Source organism: Nonomuraea sp. 3-1Str, from assembly GCF_031570565.1.
GTDB lineage: Bacteria > Actinomycetota > Actinomycetes > Streptosporangiales > Streptosporangiaceae > Nonomuraea.
Map to the genome: position 1 here is coordinate 132,555 of NZ_JALHBK010000025.1, position 10,920 is coordinate 143,474.

Annotated in this window: 10 protein-coding genes and 1 pseudogene; 6 read left to right on the forward strand and 5 right to left on the reverse strand. The window is 71.9% G+C overall.

The genetic code is table 11. From position 1 onward, the window contains the following. Window positions 1-28: 28 nt before the first annotated feature. From MTP10_RS31630 to MTP10_RS31640, 3 genes and pseudogenes are all read right to left on the reverse strand, one after another. Window positions 29-610 (reverse strand): annotated as a pseudogene (locus MTP10_RS31630) (aldo/keto reductase); the annotation flags it as partial. 242 nt (window positions 611-852) lie between these two features. Further along, a complete protein-coding gene (locus MTP10_RS31635; protein ID WP_310713910.1) occupies window positions 853-1,266 on the reverse strand; it encodes a hypothetical protein in 414 nt (137 codons plus the stop codon). 199 nt (window positions 1,267-1,465) lie between these two features. Further along, window positions 1,466-2,629, reverse strand: a complete 1,164-nt coding sequence (locus MTP10_RS31640; RefSeq protein WP_310713912.1) for a class I SAM-dependent methyltransferase — start codon at window positions 2,627-2,629, stop codon at window positions 1,466-1,468. 431 nt (window positions 2,630-3,060) lie between these two features. Between MTP10_RS31640 and MTP10_RS31645 the strand changes: the two genes are divergently transcribed. Next, window positions 3,061-3,927 carry an alpha/beta hydrolase gene (locus MTP10_RS31645; protein ID WP_310713913.1) on the forward strand — a complete coding sequence of 289 codons (867 nt, stop codon included), beginning with the start codon at window positions 3,061-3,063 and terminating at the stop codon, window positions 3,925-3,927. Between the two features lie 69 nt (window positions 3,928-3,996). Here MTP10_RS31645 and MTP10_RS31650 read toward each other — a convergent pair whose 3' ends face one another. Together MTP10_RS31650 and MTP10_RS31655 are read right to left on the reverse strand one after the other, a co-directional pair. Beyond that, window positions 3,997-4,788 carry a methyltransferase domain-containing protein gene (locus MTP10_RS31650; protein ID WP_310713915.1) on the reverse strand — a complete coding sequence of 264 codons (792 nt, stop codon included), beginning with the start codon at window positions 4,786-4,788 and terminating at the stop codon, window positions 3,997-3,999. Between the two features lie 130 nt (window positions 4,789-4,918). Further along, complete coding sequence (locus tag MTP10_RS31655) at window positions 4,919-6,358, reverse strand: MFS transporter (protein ID WP_310713917.1); 1,440 nt, start codon at window positions 6,356-6,358, stop codon at window positions 4,919-4,921. Window positions 6,359-6,492: 134 nt separating this feature from the next. Between MTP10_RS31655 and MTP10_RS31660 the strand changes: the two genes are divergently transcribed. The 5 genes from MTP10_RS31660 to MTP10_RS31680 all read left to right on the forward strand — a co-directional run bounded on the left by MTP10_RS31660 (window position 6,493) and on the right by MTP10_RS31680 (window position 10,552). Then, entirely contained in the window at window positions 6,493-6,942 is a 450-nt protein-coding gene (locus tag MTP10_RS31660) for a MarR family transcriptional regulator (protein WP_310713919.1), read from the forward strand. 207 nt (window positions 6,943-7,149) lie between these two features. Then, a complete protein-coding gene (rsgA, locus tag MTP10_RS31665) occupies window positions 7,150-8,244 on the forward strand; it encodes a ribosome small subunit-dependent GTPase A (RefSeq protein WP_310713921.1) in 1,095 nt (364 codons plus the stop codon). Window positions 8,245-8,324: 80 nt separating this feature from the next. After that, complete coding sequence (locus tag MTP10_RS31670; RefSeq protein ID WP_310713933.1) at window positions 8,325-8,837, forward strand: N-acetyltransferase; 513 nt, start codon at window positions 8,325-8,327, stop codon at window positions 8,835-8,837. Window positions 8,838-9,001: 164 nt separating this feature from the next. Then, window positions 9,002-9,415 (forward strand): SgcJ/EcaC family oxidoreductase, encoded by a 414-nt coding sequence (locus MTP10_RS31675; RefSeq protein WP_310713923.1) that lies wholly within the window; start codon window positions 9,002-9,004, stop codon window positions 9,413-9,415. A gap of 135 nt (window positions 9,416-9,550) precedes the next feature. Further along, window positions 9,551-10,552: a sigma-70 family RNA polymerase sigma factor gene (locus MTP10_RS31680; protein WP_310713925.1), complete on the forward strand. Its 1,002-nt coding sequence runs from the start codon at window positions 9,551-9,553 to the stop codon at window positions 10,550-10,552. Window positions 10,553-10,920: the final 368 nt, after the last annotated feature.

Sequence of the window (10,920 nt, forward strand, 5' to 3'; positions counted from 1 at the left end):
CCCCGTAGGCGGTGACGCCGATGCCCAGCTCGCGGCAGGTGGGCAGGATCTCGTCCTCGACGCCGCGGCTGAACAGCGAGTACTCGATCTGGACGTCGGTGATCGGGTGCACGGCGTGGGCGCGGCGGATCGTCTCGGCGCCGACCTCGGACAGCCCGATGCCGCGCACGTAGCCCTTCTGCACCATCTCGGCGACGGCGCCGACGGTCTCCTCGATCGGGACAGCGGGGTCCAGCCGGGCCGGGCGATAGATGTCCACGTAGTCGGTGCCCAGCCGCTGCAGCGAGTAGCCCAGGAAGTTCGGTATCGCGTCGGGTCGGCCGTTGATGCCGCGCACGCTGCCGTCCACACCGAACAGCGCGCCGAACTTCACGCTCACCACGGCGCGGTCGCGATCGGCGGGTCGCAGCGCCTGCCCGATGAGCGTCTCGTTGTGCCCCATCCCGTAGTGGTCGGCCGTGTCGATGAACGTGATCCCGGCGTCGAGCGCACTGCGAAGCGTCGCGATGCTCTGCTCGACGGCGCTGGGTCCGTACGCGCCGGACATGCCTGCGCAACCGAGCCCGACCGCCCCCACACAGACGTCGGCGCCGAGTGTTCTCTGCTCCATGCGAGGAACGCTATGCGGGGTTGGTAACAGATGTCAAAGCCTGTAACTTGATACCAAGATCTGAGCTCGGGGCTCGTTCGGCCGGCCGGCCGGGCGGGTCGTGCTGTCCACCCGGCCCTCCAGCCCACCGGAGTGTGTCGCTGAGTTCTGACACCACCCCCATCGAGCTCGCCGCGGTCATGGGGTGTCGTGTCGTGTTCTCTGCTACGGCCGGCATCGGGGGCACCACACATGGCGCGGGGTCACTTCGTCAGCACCCGGATCTGATCGGCCGGAGGAGCGGCCACGGTCGTGTCGCCCCAGTGGGAAAAGGTGATCTCCGTCGGGGTCTTCGCGGTCAGTCGTTGCCGTACTGGCCGCCCCTGGCCGTCGAGCCAGAGTTCGCACGTGGCCTGCGCGCCGAACTCCTTGAGCAACCGGTTGCGCAGCCGCGTCCGTGCCGCCTTGTCGCCGGCCCGGACCATGCCGTACTCGTTCTCGGTGTCCCGCATGAGCGGCAGCGGGTCGTATGCCTCCAGGAACGCACCGAGATCCAATGCGTCGAGTGCCTCCTGCACGTCGATGGTGACCGTGTAGTGGTCGAGTTCACCATCGGATGCCGGGCCGCTCACTCGTCCTCTCGCTGCCAGCAGCGCGTGCACCCGGTGGCTGTTCACCAGTGTCATTAGCCGGCCGCCCATGCCACGGCGGCGACCGGTCGCGCTCCGGCCAGCGTTCCTGGCGGCATGAACAGCGGGAACAGCCGTGTCAGGGCGGCCGCGATCATCGGTCCACGCCCGGCACGGCCGGCGTGGACCGATGGCACCGGTCACGCCGGCAGTGCGACGCACCTGGCGATCAAGGGAGACAGCCGTTTCACACCCGCCGGCGACTGCTGGTCAGACGCCACAGCGAGGTGACTTCCGCGGCGCGGGCCGCGTGGAGGGAGTCGGTGGCGTCCCCCGCCCGTGGGTGCCGCGGCCTGGTGTCGATCTTGCCGGCCACGCGCAGGCCCGCCGTCTCGATCAAGGTCAGCAGCTGGTGGCGGGTCCTGAGTCCGAGGTGTTCGGCCAGGTCGGACAGGATGAGCCAGCCTTCGCCGTCCGGTTCGAGGTGAGCGGCGAGTCCGTCGAGGAAGCCGCGGAGCATGGTGCTGCCGGGATCGTAGACGCCCTGTTCGAGGGCCGAGGTGGGGTGGGCGGGGATCCAGGGCGGGTTGCAGACGATGAGGTCGGCGCGGCCCTCGGGGAACAGGGCGGGACCCGTCACGTCGACGCGGCCGGCCAGACCCAGCCGCTGGACGTTGTCGCGGGCGCAGGCCAGCGCGCGCGCACTGATGTCGGTGGCCGTGATGCGGGCGAACCCCCGGTGGGCCAGGACGGCGGCGAGCACCCCCGTCCCCGTGCCGAGGTCGAACGCGGTGCGGCCGGCGCGGGGGAGCGGTGCCTGGGCGACCAGGTCGATGTACTCGCCTCTGGCGGGGGAGAAGACGCCGTAGTGCGGATGGATGCGAGCGCCGAGGACGGGCACCTCGACGCCCTTGAGGCGCCATTGGTGCGCTCCGATCACCCCCAGCAGCTCCCGGAGGGAGACCGCCGTCGGCGCGTACGGCGGGCCGTACGCCTCGGTGCACGCCTGCCGCACCTCCGGAGCCCTGCGCAGGTCCAAGGCGTGGCCGTCCTCCAGCAGGACGAGAAGTCTGCCCAGGACCCGGGCACGGTGACCGCGGGCTCGGCGGTGAAGACGGAAGGACTCGCGGGCGTCGCCTCCCGGCCGGGAAGGGTTCCGGTCGAGGCGGCGACTCATCGCCCGGAGAAGCTGACACGCGTTGGGGAAGTCGCCCCGCCACAGCAACGCCGTACCCTCGCCGGCGAGGCGGTGCGCGGTGTCGGCTCTCATGCGGTCGTCCGCAACGATGATCCGCTCGGGCGGCGGGGCCGCGCTCTCGGAATGCCAGCGAGCGGATCGGACGGTGTGGGATTCGGTCCAGTGGATCGTGGACACCACGTACTCCTCGTGGTCGAACGTGCAGGTGGGCACGAAGAGCACTTCGACGAGGAGCAGCGGAACATCGCCCGTGCTGCCGCACGGACGTCGGTGATCGGAGCCGGAAGGGCTACCGCTCCCGCGTCGAAGCGCGAGAGGAGACGTCGCCGAGGACCATGCCTAGCGTCACGATCAGCCTTTCAGAGCAGGTGGCACCCGAGCCTCGCACAGCGCCCCGTCCACCGGCAAATCCCGTCGCCCTCGACGCTTGAAGCGTCGTCCCGGCACCGCGGCGATCCGCGTAGCATGATCCACACGGCAGAGCCCGGCACCGAGGACACCGAACGCCGCCACGGATCACCGTGCTCGGCACCCAGGCGCTCGTCGGGCAGGACAATGCGTCCGGCGACGGTTCAGCCCGTCCCGCGATGAGTTTCACCGCCCGCGCCGGTCCACCCTCACGAGCATTCGAGAAGGAGCGACCCATGACCGAGTCCGTCACCCGCACGCTTGAGGTGCCCGGCGCCGTTCTGCACTACGACGTACGCCAGGCCGAGGGCGGCACCGCGCCGGCCCTGCTGATGATCGGAACCCCGATGGACGCCACCGGGTTCAGCGGCCTGACCGGGCACTTCCAGGACCGCACGGTGGTGACCTACGACCCGCGCGGCATCGGGCGCAGCCCGCGCACCGACGGCGCCACCGAGTCGACGCCCGAGCTGCACGCCGAGGACCTGCACCGGCTGATCGACGCGCTGGGCGCCGGGCCGGTGGACATCTTCGCCAGCAGCGGCGGCGCCGTCAACGGGCTGGCGCTGGTGGCCCGGCACCCCGAGCAGGTGCGCACGCTGGTCGCGCACGAGCCTCCGGCCGCGCAGGCCCTGCCGGACCGGGAGGAGGCGCTGGCCGCGGTGGCGGACATCCGCCGGACGTACGAACGGGACGGTTTCGGGCCGGCGATGGTGAAGTTCATCGCGCTGAGCAGCCTGCGCGGCGAGATCCCGGCCGACTTCGCCGAGCGGCCGGTCGCGAGCCCGGCCGAGTTCGGGCTGCCGGCGGAGGACGACGGTTCCCGTGGCGACCCGCTGTTCGCGCAGAACCTCGTGCCCTGCACGCACCACGTGCCCGACTTCGAGGCGCTGCGCGCGGCCCCGACCCGCGTCGTCATCGGGGTGGGGGCCGAGTCGGAGGGCGAGCTGGCGCACCGCGCGGGCCTCGCCGTCGCCGAGCGGCTGGGCACGAAGCCGGTGACGTTCCCGAGCCACCACGGCGGCTTCCTCGACGGCACGATGGGCATGAAGGGCGACCCCGACGGCTTCGCCGCCACCTTGCGCGAGGTCCTGACCGCGTAGGCGCCGGGCCCGCGCCGGACGGCCAGGGGCCTGGCATCGCCTCGGCGAACGTGCCGCACGCCGGGGTGGTCAGCGGCTTCCGTCGCGCCGCTCGGCGATGACGTGGATCAGGGCCGCCACCCGGCGGTACGGGTCCGTGGCGCCGGCGCGCTCCTCGCAGGCGAGCAGCGCGCCGAGCTCCGCCTCGCCGGGGAGCTCGGCGTCCGCCGGCACGGTGTCGGTGAAGACCCGCACGCCGTACCAGGCGCGCACCTCCAACCCCCGGCCGGCGAGCGAGGCCGTCAGCGCGTCGAGGCGGTCCGCGCGGGCCGTCACACCGATCCGGTTCCGGTACGCCGGCTCGTCGAACGCGCGCCCGGCCGTCGTCCAGTCGCCGAGCAGGCCCGGCCGCATCGCCAGGGCGTCACCGTTGCGCACCAGCAGCGACACGACCCCGCCCGGGACGGCCAGCCGCGCCAGGTCCTCCAGCAGCGGCTCGGGATCGTCGAAGTACATCAGGACGCCGTGGCACAGCACCGCGTCGAAGCTCTCGGGCTCGAACAGCGCGGCCATGTCCCGCGCGTCGCCCCGGACCGTCCGGACCCGTTCCCGCACCTGCGCCGGCTCGTCCGCCAGGGCGCGCTCCAGATCGCCCAGGAGCGCCGCCGAGGAGTCCAGCCCGGTCATGGCGTGCCCGCGCCGCGCCAGCCGCATGAGCTGCGTGCCCTGGCCGCACCCCACGTCCAGGACCCGCCGCGGCGCCGTGTCCGGCAGGTGCGCGGCGAGCTGCCGGGTCACCAGCTCCTGGCGGACCACCTGGCGCAGCGTCCCCAGCCCGGCCCGCCATCTCTGCTCGCCCCGTGCGAACCCGGACTCCGTCACATCCGCCTCCTGCCACGCGCACCGCGTCCGGTGGCCTGCCGCCACCGGGACGCCCACTCTCCCAGACAGTCATGCCCCCGGACCGCACCTCAGCGGCACCTGGCGCCGAGATCGCTGGTACGGGCCGCCCCTAGTGACGCGCGGCCGGGGCGGGGGACTCGGCGTGGGCGGCCGCGTGCTTGGCCTGGCGTGACGGCAGGGCCACGGTGACGGCGGCGGCCACGAGCGCGGCCCCGCAGCCGATGAGCATGCCGGTGCGGAAACCCGCCTCCGACGGCAGCGTGTGGGTGCCGAACCGGGTGGTCATCTGGGCCAGGACGAGCCCGACCACCGCGGCGGACACAGTGGTGCCGATGGAGCGCATGAGGGTGTTGAAGCTGTTGGCGGCGGCGGTCTCGGAGCGGGGGACGGCTCCCATGATGAGGGCGGGCATCGCGCCGTAGGCGAAGCCGACGCCGATGGTGCAGATGCAGGAGACGATCAGCAGGCCCCAGGTGGACCCGATCAGGACCATCGAGGAGCCGTAGCCGGCGGCCATGATGAGGCTGCCGACGATCAGCGTGACCTTGGGGCTGCGGGCCGCCGACAGGCGCGCGCCGACGGGGGAGACGAGCATCATCATCAGGCCCGAGGGGGCCATCCACAGGCCGGCGGCCAGCATCGACTGGCCCAGGCCGTAGCCGGTGGCCGCGGGCAGCTGCAGGATCTGCATGACGATCAGCGACTGGGCGTACATGGAGAAGCCGACCACGATCGAGGCCAGGTTGGTCAGCAGCACCTGAGGCCGGGCGGTGACGCGCAGGTCCACCAGCGGGTCACCGCTGCGCAGCTCCCACCAGCCCCACACGAGCAGGACGAGCACCGCGGCGCCCAGCATGCCGAGGGTGGTGCCGCTCGACCAGCCCCAGTCGGCGCCCTTGGAGACGCCCAGCAGCAGGCACACCAGCCCTGTGCCCAGGCCGAGCGCGCCGGCCACGTCCAGGCGTCCCGCGGTCCGGGCGGGCGTGGCCGGCACCAGCAGCCAGATCAGCGCCGCCACCAGGACGCCCAGCGCGGCCGTGCTCCAGAACAGCGCCCGCCAGCTCGCGTACTCGGCGACCGCGGCGGCGATGGGCAGGCCGAGCGCGCCGCCGATGCCCATGGAGGAGCTCATCAGCGCGATGGAAGGGCCCAGCCGGTCCGGCGGCAGCAGGTCGCGCAGGGCGCTGATGCCCAGCGGGATCATGCCCATGCCCATCCCCTGCAGACCCCGCCCGATGATCATGGGGGTCAGGGACCCGGCCAGCGCGCACACCACGCAGCCCAGGATGAGCGGAATCGCGCAGATGAGCATCATGCGGCGCTTGCCGTACAGGTCGCCGAGCCGTCCCATCACCGGGGTGGTGACGGCTCCGGCCAGCAGCGTGACCGTGATCACCCAGGACGCGTTCGACGCGGAGGTGCTCAGGATGGTCGGCAGCTGCCCGATCAGCGGGACCACCAGGGTCTGGGTGAGCGAGGCGACGATGCCGGCCACCGCCATCACGGTGACGATGCCGTTGGGCCGGCCGGTGGATGTGGGGTCGTCCACGCGGGTCCCCTTTTCTTTTCTCGACAGTGGAGGAGATGTGCACTCTACACATAATGTGTTACATGCAAACGATGTGGGGGTTACACATCCATCAGCGAGAAAAGCGGACGCGCGGCCATGGGAGAAGGACCGGCATGGACAAGCCCACGGACCTGGTCGAGTACGAGACGATGCTGCTCGGCCGGCACCGTCACCTCGATCGCAGCGCGTACATCCTGCTCAGCCGCATCCGGACGGCGGGCCTGATGTCGATCGGGCAGCTCAGCGAGGCGTTCGGCCTGGACGTCTCCACCCTGAACCGGCACACCTCGGCCCTGCTGCGCACCGGGCTGGCCGAGCGCGTCCCCGACCCGGACGGCGGCATCGCCCGCAAGTTCCGCCTCACGCGGGCGGGGGAGCGCTATCTGGAGGAGGAGCGCGCCAAGCACGTCAGCGGCCTGGAGCGGGTTCTGGCGGGCTGGACGGCCGAGGAGGTCGCCGCGTTCGCCGCCTGCCTCAGGCGGTTCAACGCCGACGTGGAGCGCCTCGGCGGGCGGGTGTGCGGGCGGCCGGCACGCGGTGAAGGCTCAGGCGAGGCGTGCTAGCATCTCGGCCATCGATGTCGGATACGGAAGAGGGAGGTGAGGTTTGATGATCGCGGTGAAGACCGCTGCCCCGTGCAGCGCCCGGACCATCCTCACGTCCCGGGCCCCGGTCTGACCCACTTCCGCCCTCCTGCCGCGAGCCGTCCGGCTCGTCGGACGGGTGACGCCTGAGTCCTGCCGGGGTCCCTTCCCGCAAGGTGTCTCACGTTGAATTCCTCCTTCATCGATCCCTCCGTCCCCGGCGGTGTGGACCTGTCCCGGTACGGCTGGACGCCGGCCCTCGACGCCGCGTTCGCCGGCCACCGCCGGGCCGGTCTGCTGCCCGCGCGGATCCTGCGGGTGCATCGCGGCTCGTGTGACGCGATCACCGAGCACGGCCCGATCCGGGCCGCCCTGCCGGCACATCAGGCCACCGATCCCCTGGCCGCGCCGTGCACCGGCGACTGGGGGGCGCTGCGCCCCGGCCGGGAGCCCGAACTGGCGGCTCTGCTCCCGCGGCGCGGCGCGATCGTGCGCTCGTCGGCGTCACGGACCTCCCACGGGCAGGTGCTGGCCGCCAACGTCGACACCGCCGTCGTCGCGGTCTCCCTGGCCGCCCCGCCGAACGCCGCCCGGCTGGAGCGTTTCCTGGCCCTCGCCTGGGCCGGCGGCGCACAGCCGGTGATCGCCCTGACCAAGGCCGACCTGGCGGCCGACGCCTCCGCGGCGCACGACGAGGTCAACGCGCTCGCGCCCGGCGTCGCCGTCGTGCCCACCAGCGCGGCCACCGGGCACAACGTCGACGTCCTGGCCGCGCTGCTGGGCGAGGGCACTGCGGTTCTGCTCGGTCCCTCGGGTGCGGGCAAGTCCACGCTCGGCAACGCCCTGCTGGGCGAGGAGCTGCTGACCACCGGCGCGGTACGGGCCCAGGACGGCAAGGGCCGCCACACCACCGTCCACCGCGAGCTGGTGCCTCTGCCCACCGGCGGGGTGCTCATCGACACCCCGGGCCTGCGCGCGATCAGCCTCCATGACGCCGCCGGCGGCCTGGAGCAGGTCTTCGCCGAGATCGAACGGCTCGCCGAGCTGTGCCGCTTCGGTGACTGCGCCCACGACAGGGAGCCCGGCTGCGCGGTGCGGGCCGCCATCCAGGCAGGCGACCTGGCCGAACGCCGCCTGGCCAGTTACCGCAAGCTCCAGCGCGAGACCGCCTGGCAGGCCTCGCGCACCGACGCCCGGCTGCGCGACGAGCGCGTCGACCGGCAGAAATCCATCACCAGTCATCTCCGCGCCACCTACCGGTTCCGGGACCGGCAGGCGTGAACGCGCACCACAGCCCGGACCCGGGCCGCTCCTCGACCGGCCACCTCGTGACGACCACAGAAACGGACCCCCGCACCATCATGACCACCCCGTGGATCACCCGACCCGAGACCGACGCGGACCTTGACCAGATCCGTGAGGTCAACCTCGCCGCCTTCCCCACCTCCCACGAGGCCGACCTGGTGGAGGAGCTGCGCGCCGACCGGGAGGCCTGGCTGCCCGGCCTGTCATGGATCGCGCAGCAGCCCGGCGGCGCCATCGCCGGGTTCGCGCTGCTCACGCGCTGCCATGTCGACGGCGTCCCGGCCCTCACCCTGGGCCCGTGCGCCGTACGGCCCGAGCATCAGCGTCGCGGCGCCGGCTCGGCGGCCATCCGCGCCGCCCTGGACGCCGCCCGGCAGGCTGACGAGAATCTGGTCCTCGTGCTCGGCCACGCCGAGTACTACCCGCGCTTCGGTTTCGTCCCGGCCTCCGGCCACGCCATCCGGCCGCCCTTCGACGTCGAGGACAAGTACATGATGGCGCTCGTCTTCGACCCCGCCCGGCCCGTGCCGGCCGGCACCATCCGCTACCCGGCCGCGTTCGGCGTCTGATTCCCGCCGTACGGCGGGCGCCTGGCCTCGACACGACGGCCAGGCGCCCGCTGCCCGGAAGGCCGGTCTCTCAACCGCCGCGATGAGTTTCGACCCCGCCGCCGGTATGTACTCACGAGCTCGCCGGAGTACCCCGGGCGAACCCGATCACAAGGGAGAAGCACATGTCGAACAGTCGTGCGGCAGACGTGGCCGCCATCCAGGCCGTACTGGTCGACTCCTACAAGGCGTGGGAGGCAGGCGACGCCGACGGCATGGTCGCCGACTACACCGCGGACGCGACCGCCATCATGCCCGGCTCGCTGCGCGACAGCCGTGAGGTGATCCGTCAGAACATGGCCCTGGCCTTCGAGGGGCCGCTCAGGGGCAGCTCCACCTGCAACAAGCAGCTCGGCATCCGCTTCGTCGGTAGGGACGGCGCGATCGTCATCAGCCGATCCGCCATCCTGTTCCCCGGCGAGACCGAGGTCCCGGACGACGTACGTCAGGTGAACGCGACCTGGGTCTTCGAGAAGCGGGACGGCCAGTGGCTGATCGCCGCCTATCACAACAGCCCGGTACTGGCGCCCGCGCAGTGAACCTTCCCCGGCTCCCTTGGCGTGCCTTTCGTAGCGACGCCCCTACCTACGAGCGACGTTCGGGAACAGCACTGTTGATCCAGAATCGGGGATGTACGTCATGGCCGGGCGTTGATGACCGCGCGAGATGATCTGATGGAGCATGGCGTGATGACGGGGAAGGACGGCTTCGATCGTCGGATCGAACCGTTCCGGACGGAGCTGCTGGCGTACTGCTACCGGATGCTCGGCTCGGCTCACGACGCAGAGGACCTGGTCCAGGACACGTACCTGAGGGCGTGGCGGGCGCGGGAGCAGTACGACGACACCCGCAGCTCACTGCGCACCTGGCTCTACCGGATCGCAACCAACGCCTGCCTGACCGCCCTGGAGGTCCACGGTCGCCGGCCGCTGCCGTCGGGGCTGGTGGCCGCGTCGGATCCGCTCGGGCCGCTCGTCCGCGGAGAGCACGTCGCCTGGCTCCAGCCCTTGCCGGACTCGCTGCTGGACGCGGGCGATCCGGCTGGGGCCGTGGTCGAGCGCAGCAGCCTGCGCCTGGCGTTCGCCTCCGCCCTCCAGCACCTGTCGGCGCGTCAGCGCGGTGCGCTGATCCTGCGTGACGTGCTCAGCTTCTCCGCGTCCGAAACAGCGGAGATCCTCGGCACCACCGTCGTGTCGGTGAACAGTTCCCTGCAGCGGGCGCGTACCCGCGTCAAGGAGGCCGGGGTCCGGCCGGAACAGGTCAGTGAGCCGTCTGCGGCCGGGCAGCGCGCCTGGGTCGAACGCTACATGAAGGCGTTCGAGCTGGCCGACGTCGAGGGCCTCAAGCGGCTGCTCACCGAGGACGTGGTCATGGAGATGCCGCCGATGCTCAACTGGTTCTCCGGCCGCGGCAACTACGGCCTGTTCATGGAATGGGTATTCGGGGCGGCAGGGACGGACTGGCTCCTCAAGGAGGTGGCGGCCAACGGCGGCCAGCCCGGCTTCGCCGCCTATCGGCGCGTCGGCGACGGGTACAGCCTGCACACGCTCCAGATCTTCACCGTCACCGGCGAGGGCATCACCCGGAACTCGGTCTTCCAGGACCCCGACGTCTACGCGACTTTCGGCCTGGCGGCCGAGCTCGACGACCAGGGACTTGCCATCGCCCAGGCCTGAAGGCCGAGTCTCATAAGGCGTTGAGCCACTGGTTGATCGCAGCGATGCGGACGACGGCTTCGTGGCGTACGGCGAGCTTTCCCGGGCGCTGGTGGAGTCCACGCTCACCGTCCAGCCGAGCGTCCCTGCAGCGCCACGGGGCCGGAGGACGGCGGGGACGCGGTGGCGGCGGGGTGTCCGCCGCCACCGCTTGCTTGGTGCCGACCTTTGGCGCCTTGTGCGGTTGTGCTCGCTAGGTGCTACCTAGTGCTGTGACCGGAAATGATCGCCGGGTTGGGTGAGGTTCAGGCTGCGGGTGCGAGGGGTCGGCCGCCCCAGCGGATGCCTTTCTCGCTGCGGATGCGGGCGCGTTCGCGGCGTTGAGCGGC

Coding starts and splice junctions, on each gene's coding strand:
- MTP10_RS31680 (WP_310713925.1), top strand. CDS start 9,551: ATGGAGCATGGCGTGATGACGGGGAAGGACGGCTTCGATCGTCGGATC.
- MTP10_RS31675 (WP_310713923.1), top strand. CDS start 9,002: ATGTCGAACAGTCGTGCGGCAGACGTGGCCGCCATCCAGGCCGTACTG.
- MTP10_RS31660 (WP_310713919.1), top strand. CDS start 6,493: ATGGACAAGCCCACGGACCTGGTCGAGTACGAGACGATGCTGCTCGGC.
- MTP10_RS31645 (WP_310713913.1), top strand. CDS start 3,061: ATGACCGAGTCCGTCACCCGCACGCTTGAGGTGCCCGGCGCCGTTCTG.
- MTP10_RS31670 (WP_310713933.1), top strand. CDS start 8,325: ATGACCACCCCGTGGATCACCCGACCCGAGACCGACGCGGACCTTGAC.